Consider the following 22338-nt stretch of genomic DNA (forward strand, 5'->3'; position numbering starts at 1 on the left):
TACCCCACGTAGAGACGTTGCACTGCAACGTCTTATTTGTTGCAATGTCTTATTACTGCAACGTCTTATTGCTGCAACGCCTTACATTTACAACGTTTTGGACAGCCAATGTGGTAGCAACGTTGCACTGCAACGTTGCTACGGAATCCTTGTGTTGTTATTTATGGAATAAAATATTACCTTTCTATTCCAAAAAATTTAACAGATTTCGTTATGAATATTCATCAATTCTATCTTAAACATATGGCCAAGCAGACGGGCTACCGCGCTACTTGGGAGCCCAATCGACCGTTGTTTGTGGGAGCGATTGGCAAATTAGAAAGAGGTGTTTTTACGATTTTTACCAATCTCGAAAAAGAAGGTATCATCCCAGAAGTAGTTGAAGATGAGACCGAAGGGTTTTGGGATTATACTTCCTATGATTCGGTATCAATCAATTTTAAATTGGCCGGACAAGCGCCTCTAGCGGGCAGTGCACTTACAGATGCGGACGCGGGTGTTACGATTGATTTCAAGAATAATGAGGCAGTGGTGTTTCAGGCCGATAAAACCCTGACCCACCAAATCATCAACATGGCCGAAATCGAAAAAGCAATCATTGAAAAATACCGAAAAGACGAATGGCCCAAAGATTGGCTGATAGTAGTGCAGCTTATTGAAGCCGAATCGGCCACTATTATTATCTCAAATAGCAGCAACAATCAGATTGATTTAAAAGCAGAAGCCAATGTAGGAACCTCTCATTTGAAACTAACCGACGCTTCACTTGGGCTACATGTAGTAAGAGAGCAAGGAAGTAGCTTTAAAATTCTGGCCAAAAACGGCATTATGCCTTTGTACCGAGTCATGGGCATCAGGCATCCGCTTTTTGGAAAACCTGGCCTTTCGACCAAAAGCCTTACTGAAGAAATGGACGGAGTATTGGAAGTGCAGGACTTTGACCCAGAAGAGCTAAACAGCGTAGATGTAGAAACAAATGGATAGGGATTTGTGTTAAAACAAAGGCAAACAGCTTTGGGCTGTTTTTTACTCAAATCTCTTCGAAATGCATTCGATTCCTGTTATCAAACCTAGCGATATTGGCAACCGAGGTCTCTGGATTGCCTTTATTGTGTTGGGTTGTTGGGGAGGAAGTTTATGGTTTTTACTCCACTATCCTCTTCATTTCACTGACCCCTTTGTATATTTGTTTGTGCTAGTTCAGATGCATCTTTATACGGGGGTGTTTATCACAGCGCACGATGCTATTCATGGCGTAGTGTCGCCTCGTTATAAGTCTCTGAATTATTGGATTGGTTTTGTAAGTGCTTCATTGTTTGCTTTCAACAATTTTAAAACACTTTCATCGAAGCATCATTTGCATCATAAGCACGCTGCTACAGCTGATGACCCCGATTATCATGACGGGCATCCCCATTTTTTTCTGTGGTTTGTGGCGTTTGCCAAAGAGTACATCTCGATTGGACAGATTGTGTTGATGGCGATTACGTACAATATCCTCAAACTATGGTTTCCGTGGGAAAACCTTGTTGTGTTTTGGATGATTCCCGCCGTGTTGAGTACCTTTCAATTGTTTTATTTTGGGACTTATTTGCCCCACAGAGGAGAACACCAAAATCCGCCTCTCAATGCCCGCAGCCAATCACTCAATCACCTAAAGGCATTTTTGAGTTGTTATTTTTTTGGGTATCATTTGGAGCACCATGCGTATCCATATCTGCCGTGGTGGCAACTTCCCAAGGCTCGTGAAAAAGTAGAACAGGCCATGCAGGGATAGTACTAAGGGGCCAAATTGGGAAGTTTGCTCTATCTTTGGAGTCTAATCTTGGGCCTATGATGCAACATCCTCCCCGACTTCTCACGCCTTCACTTTTGGTTTTACAATTTTTAGTAATTGTAGGTGTGGTTTGGCTCAAATTAAGAGCAAATGCTTCTTATTTCATAACGCCCGATTCGCAATACTATCTGCAAGCGGCCCACAATCTGCTGAAAGGCAAGGGTTATGTGATTGATTTTGAGGGTAAAGAAACTTTCTGCGCTATATGGCCCGTAGGATACGCTTGTTGTATTGCCGGAGTATCTTGGCTTACCACTTTTCCGCTCGAAATAGCTTCAAAATGCGTGAACCTCGCAGCTGTAGGAGGTTGCTTTTGGTTGATATACAGAAGGTTTTCGGATAAAGCCTGGTTTGTGGGGTTAGGATTGATGAGTTCTTCTTTCATACAATTATACACCAACACTTGGTCAGAGGCATTGTTTATCTTTTTTGTATTGGGATTTGCATTTTCGTTTGAAAAAAAAAATCAAATCCAAATATCCGCGCACGAGTTAGAGTGGATGGTTTGGCTGATAGGAGCTTTTTTGGTGCGCTATGCTGCCGTCTTTTTGTTTATTCCGTTGATTTGGTACAAAAAATGGCGCGTTGTTCTTTTCTATTCATTGTTTATTGGGATTTATCTCAGTTATAATTTTTATCATACACACACTTTTACGGGAGGGCATGGTTTTTGGCCCGAAGAAGCTTTTTTATCTCGAATTGTTAGAGGGCTTAGTGGAGTGGGTGAAGAGGTTTTGTTTTTTGCTTTGAGAGATTGGGATTTGAAAACTATTGTCTCAAACTCGCCGCTCAAATGGGTGATTTATGGGGTGGTTTTGGCTCAACTTGCACTCGTGGGAGTTGTGCTTTGGAAGTTGTTTTTTATTGAAAAAGACAAACCTAAGAAGCATTTCTCTGGAAAAATAGTACTAGAAATAGCCTTCGCTTATTTGTTTTTTACAATCATCATTTATCTTACGGATGAATCTATTGAGAGCTTGTATTTCAGGCGATTAGTGCCATTTTCTGCGTTGTCGGTGGTGGCAGGATTGGGATGGGTTTCATCACAAAAAGCAATATTTGAGCAAACCAAATGGTATTTTGTCGTTTTCTTTGTGTTGTCGGTCGTTCATGCGATACCTAAAAGCTATTAACAAAATGTCATCTCATCACATTGTCCGCGAAAAACAAGAACCTGCTCTGCTCATTGCCAACGGAGAAGGCTGTAGTTTTGAGCTTTTGGGGCAGCTATTAGAGTGGTCGCCGTTTGTGTTGGTACTTGATCACGCTATTCATCGCGTGCTGGAGTTAGGTATCAAAGTCGATGCTTTGTTAGGAGATTTTGATAGAGATATTGATTTGGAAGAACTTCAAGCTAGCCAATATCCTTTGGAGATTGTGGAGGCTCCCGACCAAGACAAAACTGATTTAGAAAAGGGAATAGAATTTTTGATTGAACGAGGCTTCCCGGCGGTCAATATTGTATGGGCCACGGGGCGTCGAGCTGACCATAGCCTTACCAACATGACCAATATCGTGCGCTACAAATCCCAGATTAAAATAGTGATGTTGGATGATTATTCTAAGATTTTTCCTTTGGTCGATACTTTTGAGAAATGGTACGAAAAAGGTACTCCTATTTCGCTCATACCGGTCGGGTTGGTGGAGGGCATCACTACCGAAGGACTCAAGTACAATCTTCAAGATGATTTTTTGAAATTGGGTTATCGTAGTGGTAATAGCAACGAGGCCGCAATGGATGGTTTTGTCAAAATTATGGCCCGAACGGGCGATTTATTGATCATGGAATGTTGGGATTAACCCATAAATATTAACCACAAAAACTACATTCATCAACATGCCTACTATCACACGCATTGAAGTCTATAAATTCAATATTCCCTTGCAAGCTCCTGTCACGATTGCTATCGGGACTATCGAAGAAGCGCGTAATATTTTGGTGAAAATTCATACCTCTGATGGGGTTTATGGCGTAGGAGAGGGAGCTCCATTTTGGATGATTGTGGGCGAAACCCAAGCTTCTGCCTATGCTGTTTCGTATGATTTTGCAAAATTATTAATTGGCAAAAATCCTTTAGATTTAGAAGGTTGCATTGCTTCTTTAGACAGATATTTGGCGGGCAACCCTACCGCTAAAAGTGCTTTTGATATGGCACTTTATGACCTAGCCGCCAAGTACGCACAAATGCCCTTGTATCAATTGTTGGGTGGAAGCAAACGAAGCATTGTGACTGACGAAACTATCTACATTGCTACCCCCGAAGCAATGGCAGCCGACGCGGTCAAAATCAAAGAGCGAGGAGCTGAAGCAATCAAAGTGAAATTGGGAACAAATGCCAAAGATGATATTCGGCGGATTGCGGCGATTAGAGAGGCGATTGGGCATGAGATACCCATCCGAACCGATGCCAATCAAGGATGGGACTATGTAAGTGCACTCACTGTACTGAATACGATTGCTGATTGGAATGTCGAATACTGCGAACAGCCCGTCAAACATTGGGATTATAAACATTTGGCTCGCCTACGCCAACAAGCACGCGTACCAATCTGCGCTGATGAATCATTGTTTTCACCCCAAGATGCCATCAAACTTATTACTGCCGAAGCGGTAGATTATTTCAATATCAAACTCTCCAAAAGTGGAGGACTCCGCAATGCCGTCAAAATCAACGCTATCGCTGAGGCGGCGGGAATCAAATGCATGATTGGCTGCATGTCAGAATCACGGTTGGGGATTTCGGCCAATGCTCACTTTGCTTCAGCATTGCAAAATGTAGTTTTTTATGACCTAGATTCTCCATTCGAACACGCGCACAATCCAATTTTAGGAGGAGTTTATTATCAAAATCATTATGAAGTAATACTGCCCGATGCGCATGGACACGGGGCAGATGTTGATGCAGATTTCCTCCAAAGAATGGAATCTTTTGTGGTAGAAGCCTAGTTTAGGTGGCTTTGCCAAAACACCATATCATAGCTGCTAACGCATAATGATAGGTGTCGGTAGCATTGAGAGGCAAATGATTTTGAACTACTTTGGTAGCGATTCCTAAAATCATGACACCTATCACAATCCAAATGGCCTTTTGGTATTTTCGGAGCAAGCCAAAAACTGCAATCAGCATAACGAGCAACATCGTAAAAGCTTGGACTACTGAATCAAATACCTGAAAACTAGGATAAAGAAGAAATACAAAGAGAGAAAGACCGACTCCAATTGTTAAAATAAAAGCAGGGCGTGTAATAGTCTGGCGCACGACAAGGCCCCATATGGCTACTACGACAGCACTAAGCCCCACACTACCTGCAAGTACCGAAAGAGAGCGATGGGTAGGAGTAAGTTCTTGAAAACCTAAGTAGCGAAATACGCCCGCCGCCGCCGCCAAGGCAATCGTAACCAGAAATATTCCCCAGAGAAGGCGGTTATAAAAAGGCTGATAAGCGAAAAACTTAAAAAAAACAACGATGCAGATGATAGAGACAACAGCGTCAGAAATAGCATTGGAAAGTTGAACCATCAGTTAAAAAATAGGTTAAGAGTTAGGATTTCATAAGATAAGGCCTATTTGAAAATTTAGACTCATGAGACGCATCTTTAGAAGGTGATTAATGACCCAAAATTGCTTTAGCAAGGTATCAGTATTTCGCCGTTTTTGAGGGCAATTGAGACAGTTTTTTGTTATTTTTTAATTTTTCTTGGACTTTAGCTTTTGTACTTTCTTCATTTAGACCTACTTTTACTGGAAAATTTTGGGCTGCTGTCTTGAATAAAATAAAGTTAATCATCTTGAACCACGCAATTTATACTAACCACCAATGAGCGTATTAGTCAATAAAAACTCAAAGATAATTGTACAGGGCTTTACAGGCTCTGAAGGTACTTTTCATGCCCAACAGATGATTGAGTACGGTACCAATGTTGTAGGAGGTGTAACTCCAGGCAAAGGCGGACAAAGTCACTTAGACCGTCCAGTATTCAATACTGTAGCAGATGCCGTAAACGAGACTGCTGCGGATGTCTCTATTATTTTTGTGCCACCAGCCTTTGCCGCTGATGCTATCATGGAAGCCGCTGATGCCGGTATCAAGGTGATTGTGTGTATTACAGAAGGTATTCCTACCAAAGACATGATGTTGGCAAAAGAGTACATTAGTACCAAAGATTGCCGCTTGATAGGCCCCAACTGCCCAGGTGTGATGACTGCTGATGAATGTAAAGTTGGTATTATGCCGGGTTTTATTTTCAAGAAAGGAACTATCGGAATCGTATCTAAATCAGGCACTTTGACATACGAAGCTGTAGACCAATTATCGAAAGTAGGCCTTGGACAAACTACTGCTATCGGAATTGGAGGTGACCCTATCATTGGTACTACTACCAAAGAAGCCGTAGAACTTCTTATGAATGACCCCGAGACAGAAGCCATCGTGATGATTGGCGAAATCGGTGGAAGCATGGAAGCTGATGCCGCTCGTTGGGTAAAAGAAAATGGTACCAAACCTGTAGTAGGGTTTATCGCAGGGCAGACAGCTCCAAAAGGTCGTCGTATGGGTCACGCAGGAGCGATTATTGGCGGAGCTGATGATACAGCTGCTGCTAAGATGCGTATCATGCGTGAGTGTGGTATTCACGTAGTAGAATCACCTGCTTTGATTGGCGAAACAATGTTGAAAGCATTAGGCAAAGCCTAAGCAAAATGAATATTATCTTTTCTAAATTTGCAGGCAGTTTGGGTTTCCAAGCTGCCTGTGCTTTTATATAGAAGGTTGAAAAAGGATTTCTCGGCATGACAAAGAACAAAACTCTTCGTAGTTTTAAATACGCTGCATTACTGTGGTTGTTTTGCTATGCAGCACCTCTTTGGGCTGAGGTTGGGCCAAACAAACAATACTTTTTGGTAAAGGATTTGTCGCAAGATTGGATTGTGTATGACCAAAGAGAAAAAGAATTTGTACCTTATGTAGCAGAGCAGCACAACACCCAATTGTCGGTAAATACCATCATAGATTTAGAAAGTAATCTTCATTATAATCTGCTTATCTACGTCGAAAACGACAACTACTTGTTTTTCAACGGCGCCTTACAAGATAATCTAAAAGCGGGCCAATGGAGAGTGATGAGAATCGACAGCTTATACAAGATTTATAAGCGTCCACAGTTGATGATTACCATTTATGGCACTCCTGGACAGCTTGGAAAAACGGTGTTTATTGGGCATCAAAAAGCCGCTATCGAAAAGTTGATTACGATCGAAGAAGAATCATTTTTGAATCTTAAACCAAGAGAAGAAGCCGAAATGTCCAACTTTTTTATACTGGCAATGCTACTCTTATTGGGCTTTATGGCTTTTCTGTTTAATGGGTACCCAAGGGCTTTTGAAAAGATGTACAGCATCGGAGATTTATTGCAGGTGGACGTCAGGGATGAGTCATTTTTAATCAACAAGCCTTTTAGCCGTGTCAATATCCTGTTTTTGGTATTGTTGAGCTTAGAAGTGGCTTATTTGTATCTGTTTGCGCAGGACAAACAATATAATTTATTTTCTTCTAAAGAGCTTTTAGTAGGCGGTCAGTCACCGCTAGATCATTGGTTTACTTTTTTCAAAATAGCCATATTGTGTTTTGTGATGATGATTGTAAAATACCTAGGATTATACATTTTAGGTACCTTGTATCGGCTAGAAGGCATAGCTAATCTCCATTATTTCAAGGTAGTACAGTCGTCGCTTTGGTTTTATGGTATCATTTTGTTGGTGGTCTCAGTGGCTTCTTTTTATGTGTTAGAGTGGTCTACTCTTTTGCGTACGATGCTTATTATACCAGGCGTGGTTTTCTATGTTTTAAGAACAATTTTAATCTTCTTTACAATTACGAGCAGCATAACAGTGAAAAATTTATATATAATTTCGTACCTTTGCATCGTCGAATTTATCCCCCTCATCATCGGGGTTAGGTATGCCCTTTAGGTAGTTGGTGGCTTTCCCCTCAAATTTCAGATATGAGCGAAACGATTTTGATGCAACAAGACCGATTGAATAAAGTAGCGAGCATTTTGGTGAGCCAAGCTCGCCCCACAGACGAAAAGTCCCCTTATTTTGAGTTGGCAAGTAGATACAATCTCAAAATTGACTTCCGCCCTTTTATCGAGATTCAGGGTATTGCTTACAAAGATTTTCGTAAGCAGCGGATCAACATTATGGAGCATACCGCGATTATTTTTACAAGTCGCAATGCCGTAGATCATTTCTTTCGTATCTGTAAAGAAGCCAAGCTCGAAATGCCAGCTGAGATGAAGTATTTTTGTGTAACTGAGCAAACCGCTAATTATCTCCAAAAATACATTCAAATTAGAAAACGTAAGATTTTTGCTGGCCAAAAAACAGCCGCTGATTTGTTAGATTTGATTAAGAAGCACAAAAACGAAAAGTTTTTGTTTCCATGTTCTGACAAGAGACGTAATGATATTCCCGAATTTATGGGAAACTATGATTTACATCTTACAGAAGCCGTAATGTATGAAACAGTATCGTCTGATTTGTCTGATTTAACAGAAGTCTTTTACGACATTATTTGCTTTTTTAGCCCTTCAGGTATTACGTCTTTGTTTCATAATTTCCCTGATTTCAAACAAAACAAAACGCGCATAGCCGCTTTTGGTCCTACTACTGCCAAAGCCGTAACGGACGCAGGGCTTATTTTGGATATCGAAGCTCCTATGCCAAATGCTCCATCTATGACAGGTGCTTTGGAGATTTATATCAAAAAAGCAAATAATCTCTAGTCGTCTAAGACAATGAGATAATTTCTTAACAAGAAGAAGTAGTTGAATGGTGCAGTTGTTTATTAAAGAAAATACTAAGGTGGTTTGTAAACCATTTTGCAACATTTAAATCATTTTATGCGTTTAGATAAGGGTTGAGATTTCAACCCTTTTTTATTATCAAATTTTTTTCGCTTATTGTCGTTTGTATTGAAAATAGCATTGATACATATGAAATACCCTCGACTTCTCCTTTTTCTTATTATTGGTTATTTGAGCCAAATCCCTAATCTCTACGCCCAGCAAGATGGTCAGTTTACAATGTTTATGTTTAACCAATTGTACTGGAATCCAGCTACCGCAGGAGCAGACGGCACTACTCGCTTTCAGCTCTTGAATAGGATGCAATGGCAAGGTTATCAGACTACTTCAGGAGATGGAGGAGCGCCTAATACATTGATTTTTTCAGGGAGTGTACCACTTAATTTCATGAAAAGTGCGGTAGGAATTCATTATGTAAATGATCGAATCGGGGCTACGGGGAGCCAAGAAGTACAACTTTCATATGCCTATCGGGTCAATATCAACGACAATTTACTTGCGATAGGAGCACGTGTTGGACTCCAAAATCGCTATATAGATTTTAGTAAACTTATCCCGAGAGAGCCGGGAGATCCGCTTATTCCAGTAGGGCGTATTGGTCAAACCCAGCCAGATATTTCGCTAGGTGTACATTATGATGCCACTACATTTTTTGTGAGTGCGAGTGTGAGTCATATCAATCAACCCAAATTTAGTTTGGGTGGAGATGCTTCCAACAGCACTTTAGCGCCTAGTGCCTATATAATGGCAGGATACCGATGGGAGCCATTATATGGGCTTGAGATTCAACCTATTGCATTTCTGAAATCTCCCGTAGCTTTTAGTAGCAATACCTTGTCGGTAGAAGGAGGCGTGATGGCAACTTGGGATGAATGGATTTTTGGGGGAGTTACGTATCGGCTCCAAGATTCTTATAACATCATCGCTGGAATCAACTTGCTCAGCGATAGGTCATTGCGTATAGGAGCGGCTGTTGATTTGCTAGGGCGTACCAAAGATATAAAAGCACCTGCCTCTTATGAAGTAATGCTATCTTATGCTTTGCCAGCCTTGACCAAAGGCAAGCGTACGCCTGTCCGAACCCCAAGATTCCGTTATTGATTTGCTGAAATTTTACGCCAATCAAAAGTTTTTTTTGTACAAAGAATTTTTGGCAAAATTTTTGATAATCAATTACAATACGCCGTTTGATAAAAATATGACAGTTTTTTTAGTACTTTTGAACAGTTTTTCCAAACTTTGAGGAATAAGAATTGTCTCTGCATAGGAAAAAAGATAAATTTTAAAATTAGCACACAATAAACACATAGAACTTCGTTTTCTATACTGAAATTTTGAATTTAACGGGAATAACCATGAGCAAAAGGGTATTTTTCGGCTATGCCACCAAAGGAACGTGGATTGTGATGGTAGCGATGATGCTACAAAGTTGCGGGTTTGTCAAAGACAAATTTGGCAAAAACAGTAAGGGAGGTAAAGGTGGAAAAAAAGGAGCCAAACAAGAGGTAGGGGTTCGTAACGGGGAGGTGATTGCTGCTGGTCGAAAAGACTACAAGCAAGATACCCCTTATGGCATGGTCCTTATCCCATCGGGTTCTTTTATGATGGGACAAGCCGATGAGGATGTGGCCGCCACTCAAGTTAACTTCAACCGCCGGGTGACCATCACTTCGTTTTACATGGACGATACGGAGGTTACTAACAACGAGTATCGCCAGTTTGTAAATGCCTTGATGACAGATTCATTGTCAGTATTAGGTGAAGAAGAAATCATGGCGAAGTATCATCCAGATACTACTGTATGGAAAAAAGATTTTACTTATCACAATGGCGACCCTATGCTGGAGTATTATTACTCTCATCCAGCGTTTGATACCTATCCAGTGGTAGGCGTAAGCTGGAAAGCTGCTCGTTATTTCTCCGAATGGCGTTCTAATCTCTACAATGATCATCGTGCCAAAGAAGGCAAATTCCGCTCTCCTAAATTCCGTCTTCCGACCGAAGCTGAATGGGAATGGGCTGCTAGAGGTGGTCGGGCATCGGCCAAATACCCTTGGGGTAACCCTTACGTAGCCAATGGAAAAGGTTGTTTCTTGGCTAACTTCAAGCCCCAAAGAGGAAACTATGACGCAGACGGATACCCATACACCGCTCCTGCTAATGCCTACAACGCCAACGATTATGGTCTTTACAATATGGCTGGTAACGTAGCAGAATGGACTCTTGATGCTTTCGCAGACAATGCCACTGTTGTAAACTGGGATATGAACCCTATGAATGACAATCCTGACGAGCCTCGCAAAATCGTACGTGGCGGATCTTGGAAAGACGTAGCCTACTTCCTCGAAACAGGTACCCGCAGCTGGGAGTATGAAAACAATACTCGCTCCTACATAGGTTTCCGCTGCGTAGTCGAAAACTTAGCAGGTCGGACTGCAACTACTCGTGGTAAAAAAAGATAAATCTTAAAGTATTCAAATAATTTTTAGGGTGCTGCCCACCAAGCGGCAGCACCCTCCTTTTTGTACGACCCTAATTAATTATAACTGATTCTATTAACTAATTTTTTTTGATTCAATCATGGCAGCACAAAAGCAAGGTGTTTTCTGGAGTAAAATAGTTCCTACTGCTTACGCACTCGGAGCAGCCGTCGTTATTATCGGTGCTTGGGCAAAAATTACCCACATTGAGGGTGGGGGCGAAATATTGACAGTTGGTCTTTTGACCGAAGCATTTATTTTTGTTTTATATGCAATACAAAGTTTTCTCTACCCTGCTTCAGACGAATACGCCTGGGAAAAAGTATACCCTGAATTATTAGATGATGCGGCTCCTGCACCAGTTGCTCGCAAAGAAGAAAGAAAAGGAACAGGCCTTACTGCTAATATGGATAAATTGATGGCAGAAGCCAACATTACTCCTGAAGTTTTCAATAACCTAGGTAAAGGTTTCAAAAGTCTTACTGAGACAGTTTCAAAAATTGGGGATTTGACCGATGCTACCGTAGCAACTAACGAATATGCTAAAAGTGTAAAGGGAGCTTCAGGAGCAATCAATGAAATGAATAAGTCTTATGGTGTAGCCATCAATGCCATGTCGTCGATGGCAGATGCTACCAAAGACGCTCAACAATATCGTGAGCAATTCCAAAACATTACAAAAAATATGGGTGCGTTGAATGCTGTATATGAATTAGAATTGCAGGATACAACCAAGCACCTTAAGGCCATGAATGCTTTCTACGGCAACCTTACTACTGCAATGGAAAATATGGCGGATGCAACAAAAGAATCACAACAGTTTAAAGCAGAGATGTCGAAGTTGACAACCAACATCACGTCTTTGAACAATATCTATGGCAATATGCTCACGGCTATGCGTGGCTAATATCGATTTGTAAAGTACGTTGCCTGTGCTTACACCAGAAAATAAAACTTAAACGCTAAGAACTGTAAATAAATAAAATGGCAGGAGGAAAAGAGACACCCCGTCAGAAGATGATTGGGATGATGTATCTGGTACTAACAGCAATGTTAGCCTTGCAAGTGAGTTCGGCATTGTTAGAGAAATTCCAGTTATTGAACAATAGCATGGAAATGTCTTCAAATGCCGCTAATAAAATCAATCAAAGGACACTTGACAACATCCGTGACAAAGTTGAAAAGTCAGGAAACCGTGCTTTTGAAGTGGCAATTGTAAAACAAGCCGAAGAAGTACGTAAACTGACTAGTGGAATGATTTCTGAAATTGATGCAATCAAAACCCACATTACCAACGAAGCTGGTGGAGGAGTAGACCCCGAAACTGGCAAAGTTAAAAATCCTAACGAAGAAGATAAGGTTGCTATCTATATGATTGGACCAACCAGAAATGGTAAAGCTTATGAATTGAAAAACAAACTCAATGGGTTTGTAGATCAGATGAATAAGTTAGCGGGTACTAGTTTTGCACCTTTGGCTTTGGACGGAAAAGACGATCCTTTGGCTAAACGCGACAAAGACCAAAGAAATAAGGACTTTGCTGCTGTTAATTTCGAACAAACTCCCGTACCTGCGGCCTTGGCTGTATTAAGCCAACGCCAGTCGGAAATTCGTCGCTTAGAAGCCGAAGTATTGGATGCTTTGGCGGCTAAAGTGGGAGCTAAAGATATTAAGTTTGATAAGATTTTGGCTATGATTAGTGCCGAGTCGAATGTAGTAGTAGCAGGTACCAAATTCAAAGGTGAAATGTTTATTGCCGCCTCTTCTACCTCGCTTACTCCTCGTATGAGCTTAAATGGAGCACCATTACGAGTACAAGACGGAAAAGGACTTATCGAATTTACGGCACAAGGTGGGGCTTATGACAAAGAAGGTCTCGCAGCTAAATCTTTGAGTGGAACTATCTCTTTTGCTACGCCTAGCGGCCGTGATACTACTGTGACGATGCGCTATGAATACAAAGTAGCTAAACCTACCTATCAAATAGAAGCGGGTACTTTGCCGCCTTTGTATTTAGGTTGTAAAAACGTACTAAGTGTACAAAGCCCTGCGTTGGGAGCACTTTGGAACCCTGTATTTACCGCAGAAGGAGCTTCTACCATGACTGGTAATAAGAAAGGAAGCGTAATCATCGTACCAAGTAGCCGTGAAGTAGCTCTTAATATCACCAACCAAGGCAATTTGCTAGGAGTAGAAAAATTCCGCGTAAACCGCGTACCACGCCCTCGTCTTGAGTATTATATCAATGGAGCTCTAGTTGATGATAAACGTGGTGTACCTGCTAATATGGCTCGCAGTGTGATGGTAAAAGCTGTGGCTGATGAAAGCTTGGTGAACTATTCTCCCGAAGATGCTAACTTTAGAGTAGGTCAAGTAACTGTAAGTTTAGCGCGTGGTAACCGTCGGGTTGGAAATCCAGTAGTAATTTCAGGACCTAGTGGCTCAATAGCTGCTTTGGCTCAGCAAGCAACCGCAGGAGACCGCCTAGTGATTGAAGTGTCGGGTGTACAACGCCGTAACTTTAAAGGTGATGTAGTAGATGCTGGGGTTGGGACTGACACGAGACCAATTATTCTGAACTAGTTCTAAATAATTGAATCGTTCTGGCGTTAATAATACATTGGAGCAAATCATTCTGAATTTCTAGTGATTTTTATGTTTTATCTAAAATTCACATTTAAGTAATAAAATTCAATAACAATGAGAAGACTGAGTAGCTTATTGGGAAGTGCGGTCTTGGTGGCGTTAGGCGTAAGCGTAGAGGCCCAAGAAAAAGACACCAAAGGTGTCAATCCGTTGTCGGTACGCGAAATCAACGACGCTGATGTGATGATGAAGCGTACCCTGTGGCGGCGTTTGGACTTGAAAGAAAAAGTCAATCAGCCGATGTTTTCGAAGGGAAATGAAGTGACTAGGTACATTATGGATGCTGTCAAAGCAGGCTTGCTAGATGCATATGCAGATGCTGACATGCAGAAAAAGATGAACTTGAATGATTTTAACCAAAAACTTCAGATTCCGAACCAAGGTCAGACCATGACAGAGGAGGAGTTGAAAGCTGGGTTTGGTAAAGAAAATACAACTACACAAGACGGAGGTTGGGGAACTACTCCCAAAACCACCACTCCTACCACTCAGGACGATGGCTGGGGGGCTGCTCCTAAAAAGGAAACACAACCCGTAGACGACGGCTGGGGACCTGCGCCAAAGAAAAAAACAACTACTACCAAGGGAAAAAATACCAAGGGTAAAAAAGGACAGCAAATCGCAAAAGCAGAGCCACAAGTTGACTCAACAGCTATCAAGAAAAAGATGGCTGAGGAAGCTGCTGCTGCTGCCGCCGCCGCTGCTGCCAAGTTGGAAGAAAACCAGTATTTTCCTGACCAGATATCAGTTTTAGAATTAAAAGAAGATTGGATTTTTGATCGTAAACGTTCACGTTTGTATTATGATATTCAGACTGTAACGCTCTACATCCCGGCGGATCAGCATCCTACGGGCTTGGAAACGCCAATCGCTACTTTTAGATATAAAGACCTTGACAAGCTATTTAGAAGTGATCCGAAGAAGTTTATATGGTTTAATGAGTACAACACTGCTCAACACAAAAACCTAGCTGATGCTTTTGACCTTCGTCTCTTTCAAGGGCGTATCGTAAAATCTTCAAATCCTATGGATCGTGACCTTATCAGTATCTATGGAAGCGAAAAAGATGCACTCTGGAAGTCTATTCAACTCGAAAATGAGTTGATGGAAATGGAGCATGGATTATGGGAATACTAATCCACAGATAGTTTATCCCAATAAAGTAGGGCGACCATTTGGCCGCCCTTTTTTGATGACATTGAGTAAAGTTACTTGACTTGAAGTTTTAATTTTCAAGAGAGAATGGAAGCTCATACTCTCGAATCACTGGCGTATTTTTGCTGCGCACTTTCACTTCTACCCGCGCTTTGGGCTTTTCATCGATGATTAAGTAATTTTTGATGTAAGTATCTTCGTAAGTTAGCCACGAATAATCCGAAAGGAGGTAAGTGTTCGTTTGATTTTTTTGTGCTTGATAAGCCCAACGTTCTACGTGCAATGGCTCGTAATTTACGATAGAAGTCCCGCCTGCAATCGTGTACCAAACTTGAATTCCTGGTACGCCTCTATTTCCCATTTCTGTATTGTGCTCTACATAAATACGTAAGATGCCATTGTCTTCGAGGTCGTGTACTTCAAATTCGTCTATTTTAGTCTTGATGTTTGACATTGTGGAGTCTGTTTTTTTGATAGTTGAGTCTAGCTTTTTCTAAGAAAGGCTATGATAGAAAAGTGTTTTTTGTGAAAATCGCAGTACTTTGGCAATAAGAGAACTTGGTAAGAGAGTGCATTTTTGATTGTACTTAATCACTAGCTCATTATGCTGCTGCGTCAGTCCTTGAAGTTTGAGTTCTAATTTTTGTAGGGCATTTTGAATTTCAAGAAATTCGGGTGCTTTTTTCAAATCAGGATAATTATTGGCCAATACAAATACTTCATTAAGACCTTTGGACAGGGCATAACTGCTAAAGGCTTGGGCTTCTGTATCAAGTGGCGAAGCATAAATACCTTCATTGCGCAATAAAAAAATTTGCTCTAATGTTTCATGGTTGGCATCAGCATGATTTTTAAAAAGGGTTATTAAGCGAGTGGTAAGTTCAACCCTAAGTTTTAAAATACTAGAGATATCATCCCAACTATCATCTATTGAAGCCCGGAGCTTAATAAGCCTATAATAGACGCATCCTGCCCATACAAAGGCTACAGCAATGCCTCCCCAAAGAATATAGTATAAGCTCATGACAGAAGACAGTTGGAGATGAAAACACTTAATTTTTTACAAATTTAATTTTTTCAAAAGGCATAAAATAATTGGGCAAACACGTGAGTGTATCGTGATTGAAGGTTAAATCAATACCTTTGAAACTCACTTGTTGAAGAGAAGGCCGAAGGGCTACTTCAAAATAATTGTTAGAATTTGCTTCATTTTTAATTTCGCAAGCAATGTCAGGATACAGCTCATGTTGTAAGTAAATCTTGTCAACTTTGGTACTAGGAAGGTGAAGTTCCCCCTTTCTATTCATAAATTCGACACTTTTTTCTTGTCCGTTGAAAATAATACACCTTACATATTGGGATAGCATCGGATTGGCGTCGAGTACCTTGATGGTATATCCTTCCCCTTTTTTTGCTTGTTTTTTAACAATAAAATCTTGCCCTGCTTCTTTCTCGCTTTTGAGCTTGATTGTGTTGCCTTCTACGCTATACGTACCTTTGGCAAAACGGTCTACTGCCCCATAAATGTAAAAAAAATCGAAAGTGCCTTGGGGACTAAATCTAAAGCCCGCTGCCATGTCGTGAATTCCTACGAGGCGATATTCGCCCGTTACTTTTGTTTGTGCCATGCTGCTGAAATAAAAAAAAGTATAAAAAGGGATATTTAAAAAAAGATTTTTCATAAGATTAAAAATGAGATTAGAAGGCTACTTTCATGGACTCGTCAATGCGCATCACTGCTTCTTGCTCGTAGTATTTCTTGTATTTTTCTCTGACAAGTTCAATCTGCTTTGAGCGTTTAGGGGTAAGTTTGGAAAGTAGAATTAATATTTTGGAAGGCTCAGATACGAGTTGACCATTTTTCCCAAGCCACTGTCCTTGTCCGTCAATAATAGTAGAGCCTTCGATAAAAGTAGGGGCAATAACGGTGTCTGCAAAAGCTTGCCAAGCTTGGGGCGAAATCATGCTGCCGTCAGGTTTAGAAAGACCAAAATAGAGTTCTGTTTTGGTCATCTTAACGGCTCGATAGCTGGTATTGCAAGCAGTAAGGGTTAGCAATACTACAAAACTTATAAGGTTGCAAAAACGAATCATAGCTGTATGAGAGTGATAAGAAGGAATGGCTGTTAAGTATTATTTTCAATGATGATACAAAAGTGGACAATAAAGATTGGCTGTAAAAAATAAAGAAAGGGAAGCGTAGAAAGGACTGACTTAGGCGTCAAAAAAAGACAATTAAGCGTTTTGATAACTAACAAAAAAGCCTCTCTCGACCGGTCGAGAGAGGCTTTTGAAACTTAAATTTTGATATTACAATCGAGCGGCAGCTTGCTGGACAAATGCCGTCAGCTCACTTCCAGAGAGCATTCCTTGTGCCAACAAGGCCAAGTTGTAGGCGTGACGAATGAGCTGCTTTTGTTCGTCTTCACTAGCATTCAGTATGCGTTGCGTCACTGGGTGATTGGCATTGACTGCTAGGTTGAGCATTTGGGGCATATCGCCAAACATAGATTTTTGACCTGAGGTAGCGGCCATATCATTCATACGACGAATGAACTCCGGAATGGTAATCACTACTGGAAGTTCGTCAGTAGGCATTGCTTCTACCGTAATCGTAAGTTTGGGGGCTCCGCCTAGCGTTTGCTCAAATAGTTTCTTGGTTTTTTCTTCATCGTCTTTCGACAATACGCTTTCTAGTTTTACTTCTTTCTCGATGAGTTTATCGAGAGTATCAGCGTCGACGCGCTTGATACTGGTATTTTCGATTTTGTATTCGATACCATTGATGAAGTGTGGGTCAATGACACTGTCAAGTACCAATACATCGTATCCACGTTTTTGGGCAGATTGGATGTAAGCATCTTGCTTTTGAATATCACTTGCATAAAGCCACACTACTTTTCCGTCTTTGTCGGTTTGAGTTTCTTTGACGTGAGAGGTATACTCTTCAAAAGTAAAATGCTTCCCTGCGATGTTTTTGACAAGACATATTTCTTTGGCTTTTTCGCCAAATTTATCATCTGAGATGATACCATATTTTACAAAAAGACCAATGTCGTCAAATTTCTTCTCAAAGCCTTCACGGTCGTTGCGGAAGATTTCGATGAGTTTGTCAGCTACTTTACGGGTGATATACCCACTGATTTTTTTGACGTTGCCATCCGCTTGCAAGTAGCTGCGTGATACGTTGAGCGGAATATCTGGCGAGTCGATGACCCCGTGAAGGAGTGTTAAGAAATCAGGTACTACATCTTTTACTTCATCCGTGATAAAAACTTGACGGCTGTAGAGCTGAATTTTTTCTTTTTTGACGGAGAAGTCGTTTTTGAGTTTAGGAAAATACAAAACCCCTGTCAAATTGAAAGGATAATCTACATTGAGGTGAATCCAGAAAAGAGGGTCTTCGCTGAAAGGGTGAAGCTCTTTATAGAATGCGAGATAATCTTCATCTTTGAGTTCGGAAGGCTGTTTTGTCCAGATAGGATTGGGGTTGTTGATGATTTTTTCGTCAAACTCAATTTCTACTGGCAAAAACTTTCCGTATTTCTCTAGGATTTCAGTAATACGATGTTTGCTCAAGAACTCTTCTGAATCTTCGGCAATGTGCAAAATGATGTCGGTTCCACGGTCGGTTTTGTCGGCGGCTTCAATGCTAAATTCGGTGCTACCGTCGCATACCCAACGTACCGCTTCGGCACCTTCTTGATAGGATTTAGTGATGATTTCGACCTCTTTGGCCACCATAAATGCGGAGTAAAATCCTAGTCCAAAGTTGCCGATGATGTTGCCACGGGTATCTTCCTTTTCTTTGTATTTTTCTACAAATTCAGCCGCTCCCGAAAAAGCAATCTGATTGATGTACTTTTTGATTTCATCGGCGGTCATCCCGATGCCTCGGTCGCTGATAGTAATCGTTTTGGCGGCTTCATCCACCTTAACGGTCACTTTCAACTCGCCTAATTCGCCACTAAATTCGCCAAAGTTGGCTAATTTTTTCAATTTTTGGGTGGCATCGACCGCGTTTGAAACCAGCTCACGCAAGAAGATTTCGTGGTCTGAATAGAGGAATTTTTTAATGATTGGAAAAATATTGTCGGTATGAATCGACAATTGCCCTTTTTCGGCCTGTACGGTTGCTTCCATATACAATTGAATGATTTAGCAATTTTTTAGAGTATACCCCTCAATTTTTGTTCCACGCCACCAATGCTGACAGAATGACAAAAAATAAACCTGACAGTAAGTTAGAAACTGTCAGGTTTGCTACAAAAGGTAAAAGAAAAAAGGCTTATTTTTTGACAAACTTAACCCACACTTCGCGCATTGCTACTTGCTTGCGCCCGGTGGTATCTTTTGGATTGATACCTGTTCCGCGTCCTTCGGCATCTACTCGAATATAGCTAATCCCTGCTTTGACAAATTGATCTTTTAGGGCTAAGACTCGTTTTACGGAAAGGGTTTTGTTGGTGAGTGGTGGTTGAGCGTCGTTGGCGTATCCTACCAATTTGATTTGAGCATTGGGATACTTTTTAAGTAAATCTGCTAAAACTGCTACTGCTGCGGTGGCGGTAGGTTTTAGTTGGGCGGTATTGTCTTCAAAATCCACATTCTCAAACTTAAAAGCTTTTCCCTGTGGAGCCACATTGTCGGCTAGGTAAGTAGCCATAGGGTTGGAAGTTGTCGTAGTAGTGGTAGCGGGTGCTGCGACGATGGCCGTTGCAGTGTCTTTTTTGAGCGTATCTTGGAGCGGCTCCTGAATGGTTCGAGCTTCGCTAAGTGTATCAGCTTCTATGTCTTCTTCAGATGAAGTAGCTTGCCGTTGATTCCAAAAATATATCGCTGCTGCAATTACGCCAATGACCAATACGCCCAAACCTATCCACTTGAGATAAGAGCCATTGTTGCTTGATTGGTCTACATCTACACCTACTAAAAAAGGTTGAGAGGGAGTAGCTGCATCGCCTCCTTTCGAAACACTTCCCGACTGCTCAGTACGTGGTACTGTGAAGTTTTGGAGGAGATATTGGATACCCACGGTCTCGATGAGCTTATCGTTGATGTCGGGTACGATGGATAAGAGAGGCTCGCGTTGGTCACCCAAAAAAGCAGCTAAAGATTCGGCATCCAATTGTTTTTCGGTTACTATTTTTTTAAGAACAGTCATCACCATACCCACAGCCATGCCACAAATGGAAGATGCTAGGGAGTTTTGGATACCAGCATATTTGGCAACAAGCCCCGTGATAGAGCTTTTAAGACCAGGCAAAACAGTGTTTAAGTCTTTTTCACCCACATTTTTGAGCGCATCAAGCTGTGCTTGATTAGTAACAATTTTGCTCAACTCTTCTGGACGGAATTCTATTTTTTTGACCTGATTAAAAACATAGTTCATTCCAGACTCCGTCGTTACTCTTTTGATAAGCCCCCCTACTATGGCTGCCTGTAATACATCAAAAGCTTTTTGGATTTTGGTTGAGTTTACATTGTGTTGTTGCGCAATTTGACTTATCAATCCCTCAGTCAACGCCTCTTTCAAAGATGCAAATAAATTCATTGTTAATGATGAGTTATGAGTGAATACCCTTAAGGTTAAATGTTGGTGTTGGGAAGGGGCGGCTGTATTTTGTATATAACCCCCAACTTTTGACCTATATTGTATGCTCTTTTTAAAAATTGGCCGGAAAGTTACTTAATAGTATACTGTCATTAGCCAATAATGCTCAGTTTTTTTCACTAATACCCATTTAATTGCATCATCGTGATGTCAAATAAAGTACTAGGTGGCGGTATATTATTTACCTTTGCAAAGGTAAAAATAACAAACGAGCAATTTTTTGAAAAGTTTAGCAGATTCTTCATTACGGATTTTGGTTACGGGTGCTAATGGCCTGATTGGAGGAGCTATCGCTCGCCTTTTATTACGAGAAGGCTATACTGTGAGGGGACTACGTCGTCCCCAAAGCAACTTTCATTTTATTAGGGATATCGAATCGCAAATCGAATGGGTGGAAGGAGATGTGCTAGATGTATTGTCGCTTGAAGAAGCCATGAAAGAGGTTGTGTATGTAATCCACACCGCTGCCGTAGTGTCGTTTACGCCACGGGATCGCCCTCAAATGTTTCAGGTCAATGTAGCGGGTACGGCCAATGTCGTCAATATGGCTCTTGAATCCAAGGTGAAAAAACTAGCTTTTGTTAGTTCGGTAGCGGCTTTAGGTCGCCCAGACCCACGGATGACGAACAGCGGGATTACGACCATCAATGAGGAACAAAAATGGGAAGAATCTCCCCTAAATTCTCATTATGGGAAAAGTAAATACTTGGCTGAGCTAGAAGTTTGGCGTGCAGTAGCAGAGGGCTTAGATGCGGTGGTAGTCAATCCTAGTGTAGTACTAGGCGAGGGAGATTGGCAGCGTAGTAGTACCCAGCTTTTTAAATATGTATATGACGAAAAACAGTACTATACGCAAGGACTTATCAATTATGTAGACGTAGCTGACGTAGCTAGTGCTGTCGTGAAGTTGCTTTTTTCTGACATCAAAAACGAGCGTTTTATTTTGAGCGGCGGATATACTACTTATCAAGAATTGTTTGGTAAGATAGCCAGCGGTTTCGGTAAAAAAGCACCTTCAAAGGCAGTATCAGCGCTGTTGGCGGAGGTGATATGGCGTTTTGAAGCAGCACGGTCTTGGCTCACGGGGAGTCGCCCGCTCATCACAAAAGAAACTGCCAAAACAGCCCGTACCAAACTAATTTTTGACGGGAAAAAAATAAAAAACAAGCTAAATTTTGACTATACTACTTTGGATGAAACGGTGGCGAGGGTTTGTTCGTATTTAGAAAAAAATAAACCTTAAACTACAACAAAGATTCTTATGACAAAACGACTTCTATGGCTTCTGGTAGGTGTGGGGATGGCAATGTGTAGCAAAGAACCTACCCTCGACCGCGACAAATTTATCGGTTATTATAAAGTCAAGCGTCTATGTTCGGATTTGAATCGTAAAGAATGGACTGACGGTATCGTGGCTGTGGAGCCAGGCTCTAAAGACATTGTACAGCTCATCGGAATCATCGAAGAACCCGCCCGCAGTGGTTATAGATCAGTAAAAGCCAAAGTGACGGGTGACTATTTTACCATACTTGATGACGGTAGTAGTGCCGACCCAAAAAATCAATTGACAGGTAGTGGACGATTCAGTGGGGCGATGTTGGTAGTAGAATATGGCCCTCTGGTTTCCGAAACACTTAATACAAACGTGACTTGTAGCTCCACCTGCGAAAAAATACCTTGAAAATAATAAAGGTGTAGTTTGTAAAATACTATCTTTAATGAATGAAAAACCTAGTTGTAA

The 22338-nt window shown here is 41.2% G+C and carries 22 protein-coding genes; 15 read left to right on the plus strand and 7 right to left on the minus strand.

The genetic code is table 11. The features are described 5' to 3' along the window. The first annotated feature begins 213 nt into the window (after positions 1-213). The 5 genes from G563_RS0126855 (at position 214) to G563_RS0126875 (ending at position 4784) form a co-directional block, all read left to right on the plus strand. Positions 214-984 (plus strand): hypothetical protein, encoded by a 771-nt coding sequence (locus tag G563_RS0126855; protein WP_037328290.1) that lies wholly within the window; start codon positions 214-216, stop codon positions 982-984. A 61-nt stretch (positions 985-1045) separates the two neighbouring features. Continuing rightward, positions 1046-1777: a fatty acid desaturase gene (locus G563_RS0126860; RefSeq protein ID WP_051211236.1), complete on the plus strand. Its 732-nt coding sequence runs from the start codon at positions 1046-1048 to the stop codon at positions 1775-1777. 56 nt (positions 1778-1833) lie between these two features. Continuing rightward, positions 1834-2970 (plus strand): hypothetical protein, encoded by a 1137-nt coding sequence (locus G563_RS0126865; protein WP_157585638.1) that lies wholly within the window; start codon positions 1834-1836, stop codon positions 2968-2970. A 4-nt stretch (positions 2971-2974) separates the two neighbouring features. Beyond that, positions 2975-3637, plus strand: coding sequence for a thiamine diphosphokinase (locus tag G563_RS0126870; protein WP_028668057.1), 663 nt, complete (start codon positions 2975-2977; stop codon positions 3635-3637). 37 nt (positions 3638-3674) lie between these two features. Further along, positions 3675-4784, plus strand: a complete 1110-nt coding sequence (locus G563_RS0126875; RefSeq protein WP_028668058.1) for a mandelate racemase/muconate lactonizing enzyme family protein — start codon at positions 3675-3677, stop codon at positions 4782-4784. A gap of 1 nt (position 4785) precedes the next feature. On the opposite strand, the gene G563_RS0126880 is transcribed toward G563_RS0126875, so the two are convergent. Further along, complete coding sequence (locus G563_RS0126880) at positions 4786-5358, minus strand: DUF6962 family protein (protein ID WP_037328292.1); 573 nt, start codon at positions 5356-5358, stop codon at positions 4786-4788. A gap of 298 nt (positions 5359-5656) precedes the next feature. Between G563_RS0126880 and sucD the strand changes: the two genes are divergently transcribed. From sucD to porN, 8 genes are all read left to right on the plus strand, one after another. Continuing rightward, positions 5657-6532 carry a succinate--CoA ligase subunit alpha gene (gene sucD, locus G563_RS0126890; protein WP_028668060.1) on the plus strand — a complete coding sequence of 292 codons (876 nt, stop codon included), beginning with the start codon at positions 5657-5659 and terminating at the stop codon, positions 6530-6532. A gap of 95 nt (positions 6533-6627) precedes the next feature. Further along, positions 6628-7806: a DUF4271 domain-containing protein gene (locus tag G563_RS0126895; protein ID WP_051211237.1), complete on the plus strand. Its 1179-nt coding sequence runs from the start codon at positions 6628-6630 to the stop codon at positions 7804-7806. A gap of 32 nt (positions 7807-7838) precedes the next feature. Next, positions 7839-8621 carry a uroporphyrinogen-III synthase gene (locus G563_RS0126900; protein WP_028668062.1) on the plus strand — a complete coding sequence of 261 codons (783 nt, stop codon included), beginning with the start codon at positions 7839-7841 and terminating at the stop codon, positions 8619-8621. A gap of 210 nt (positions 8622-8831) precedes the next feature. Next, complete coding sequence (locus G563_RS0126905; protein ID WP_051211238.1) at positions 8832-9803, plus strand: PorP/SprF family type IX secretion system membrane protein; 972 nt, start codon at positions 8832-8834, stop codon at positions 9801-9803. Positions 9804-10057: 254 nt separating this feature from the next. Then, positions 10058-11164: a T9SS ring complex lipoprotein PorK/GldK gene (porK, locus tag G563_RS0126915; RefSeq protein WP_028668064.1), complete on the plus strand. Its 1107-nt coding sequence runs from the start codon at positions 10058-10060 to the stop codon at positions 11162-11164. 118 nt (positions 11165-11282) lie between these two features. Next, positions 11283-12089 carry a type IX secretion system motor protein PorL/GldL gene (gene porL / locus G563_RS0126920; RefSeq protein ID WP_028668065.1) on the plus strand — a complete coding sequence of 269 codons (807 nt, stop codon included), beginning with the start codon at positions 11283-11285 and terminating at the stop codon, positions 12087-12089. A gap of 77 nt (positions 12090-12166) precedes the next feature. Beyond that, positions 12167-13765 carry a type IX secretion system motor protein PorM/GldM gene (porM, locus tag G563_RS0126925; RefSeq protein WP_028668066.1) on the plus strand — a complete coding sequence of 533 codons (1599 nt, stop codon included), beginning with the start codon at positions 12167-12169 and terminating at the stop codon, positions 13763-13765. A gap of 117 nt (positions 13766-13882) precedes the next feature. Next, positions 13883-14965, plus strand: a complete 1083-nt coding sequence (gene porN, locus G563_RS0126930) for a type IX secretion system ring subunit PorN/GldN (RefSeq protein WP_028668067.1) — start codon at positions 13883-13885, stop codon at positions 14963-14965. Between the two features lie 88 nt (positions 14966-15053). Here the strand turns inward: porN and G563_RS0126935 are convergent, their stop codons facing one another. The 6 genes from G563_RS0126935 to G563_RS0126960 form a co-directional block, all read right to left on the minus strand. Further along, complete coding sequence (locus tag G563_RS0126935) at positions 15054-15437, minus strand: hypothetical protein (RefSeq protein WP_028668068.1); 384 nt, start codon at positions 15435-15437, stop codon at positions 15054-15056. A gap of 39 nt (positions 15438-15476) precedes the next feature. After that, on the minus strand, positions 15477-16007 hold the full coding sequence (locus G563_RS0126940; protein WP_028668069.1) for a LemA family protein: 531 nt from the start codon (positions 16005-16007) through the stop codon (positions 15477-15479). A gap of 28 nt (positions 16008-16035) precedes the next feature. Then, positions 16036-16665 (minus strand): hypothetical protein, encoded by a 630-nt coding sequence (locus tag G563_RS0126945; RefSeq protein WP_028668070.1) that lies wholly within the window; start codon positions 16663-16665, stop codon positions 16036-16038. Between the two features lie 16 nt (positions 16666-16681). After that, positions 16682-17077 (minus strand): DUF3574 domain-containing protein, encoded by a 396-nt coding sequence (locus G563_RS36000; protein WP_051211239.1) that lies wholly within the window; start codon positions 17075-17077, stop codon positions 16682-16684. Between the two features lie 216 nt (positions 17078-17293). After that, entirely contained in the window at positions 17294-19126 is a 1833-nt protein-coding gene (htpG, locus tag G563_RS0126955; RefSeq protein WP_028668071.1) for a molecular chaperone HtpG, read from the minus strand. A gap of 145 nt (positions 19127-19271) precedes the next feature. Further along, positions 19272-20537, minus strand: a complete 1266-nt coding sequence (locus G563_RS0126960; RefSeq protein WP_028668072.1) for a DUF937 domain-containing protein — start codon at positions 20535-20537, stop codon at positions 19272-19274. A 280-nt stretch (positions 20538-20817) separates the two neighbouring features. Between G563_RS0126960 and G563_RS0126965 the strand changes: the two genes are divergently transcribed. Together G563_RS0126965 and G563_RS0126970 are read left to right on the plus strand one after the other, a co-directional pair. Continuing rightward, positions 20818-21840, plus strand: a complete 1023-nt coding sequence (locus G563_RS0126965) for an SDR family NAD(P)-dependent oxidoreductase (protein WP_028668073.1) — start codon at positions 20818-20820, stop codon at positions 21838-21840. 18 nt (positions 21841-21858) lie between these two features. Next, positions 21859-22278: a hypothetical protein gene (locus G563_RS0126970; protein WP_028668074.1), complete on the plus strand. Its 420-nt coding sequence runs from the start codon at positions 21859-21861 to the stop codon at positions 22276-22278. The last annotated feature ends 60 nt before the right edge of the window (positions 22279-22338 follow it).

Source organism: Runella zeae DSM 19591 (genome assembly GCF_000423565.1).
GTDB lineage: Bacteria > Bacteroidota > Bacteroidia > Cytophagales > Spirosomataceae > Runella > Runella zeae.

Coding starts and splice junctions, on each gene's coding strand:
- G563_RS0126855 (WP_037328290.1), top strand. CDS start 214: ATGAATATTCATCAATTCTATCTTAAACATATGGCCAAGCAGACGGGC.
- G563_RS0126860 (WP_051211236.1), top strand. CDS start 1,046: ATGCATTCGATTCCTGTTATCAAACCTAGCGATATTGGCAACCGAGGT.
- G563_RS0126865 (WP_157585638.1), top strand. CDS start 1,834: ATGATGCAACATCCTCCCCGACTTCTCACGCCTTCACTTTTGGTTTTA.
- G563_RS0126870 (WP_028668057.1), top strand. CDS start 2,975: ATGTCATCTCATCACATTGTCCGCGAAAAACAAGAACCTGCTCTGCTC.
- G563_RS0126875 (WP_028668058.1), top strand. CDS start 3,675: ATGCCTACTATCACACGCATTGAAGTCTATAAATTCAATATTCCCTTG.
- G563_RS0126880 (WP_037328292.1), bottom strand. CDS start 5,358: ATGGTTCAACTTTCCAATGCTATTTCTGACGCTGTTGTCTCTATCATC.
- sucD (WP_028668060.1), top strand. CDS start 5,657: ATGAGCGTATTAGTCAATAAAAACTCAAAGATAATTGTACAGGGCTTT.
- G563_RS0126895 (WP_051211237.1), top strand. CDS start 6,628: ATGACAAAGAACAAAACTCTTCGTAGTTTTAAATACGCTGCATTACTG.
- G563_RS0126900 (WP_028668062.1), top strand. CDS start 7,839: ATGAGCGAAACGATTTTGATGCAACAAGACCGATTGAATAAAGTAGCG.
- G563_RS0126905 (WP_051211238.1), top strand. CDS start 8,832: ATGAAATACCCTCGACTTCTCCTTTTTCTTATTATTGGTTATTTGAGC.
- porK (WP_028668064.1), top strand. CDS start 10,058: ATGAGCAAAAGGGTATTTTTCGGCTATGCCACCAAAGGAACGTGGATT.
- porL (WP_028668065.1), top strand. CDS start 11,283: ATGGCAGCACAAAAGCAAGGTGTTTTCTGGAGTAAAATAGTTCCTACT.
- porM (WP_028668066.1), top strand. CDS start 12,167: ATGGCAGGAGGAAAAGAGACACCCCGTCAGAAGATGATTGGGATGATG.
- porN (WP_028668067.1), top strand. CDS start 13,883: ATGAGAAGACTGAGTAGCTTATTGGGAAGTGCGGTCTTGGTGGCGTTA.
- G563_RS0126935 (WP_028668068.1), bottom strand. CDS start 15,437: ATGTCAAACATCAAGACTAAAATAGACGAATTTGAAGTACACGACCTC.
- G563_RS0126940 (WP_028668069.1), bottom strand. CDS start 16,007: ATGAGCTTATACTATATTCTTTGGGGAGGCATTGCTGTAGCCTTTGTA.
- G563_RS0126945 (WP_028668070.1), bottom strand. CDS start 16,665: ATGAAAAATCTTTTTTTAAATATCCCTTTTTATACTTTTTTTTATTTC.
- G563_RS36000 (WP_051211239.1), bottom strand. CDS start 17,077: ATGATTCGTTTTTGCAACCTTATAAGTTTTGTAGTATTGCTAACCCTT.
- htpG (WP_028668071.1), bottom strand. CDS start 19,126: ATGGAAGCAACCGTACAGGCCGAAAAAGGGCAATTGTCGATTCATACC.
- G563_RS0126960 (WP_028668072.1), bottom strand. CDS start 20,537: ATGAATTTATTTGCATCTTTGAAAGAGGCGTTGACTGAGGGATTGATA.
- G563_RS0126970 (WP_028668074.1), top strand. CDS start 21,859: ATGACAAAACGACTTCTATGGCTTCTGGTAGGTGTGGGGATGGCAATG.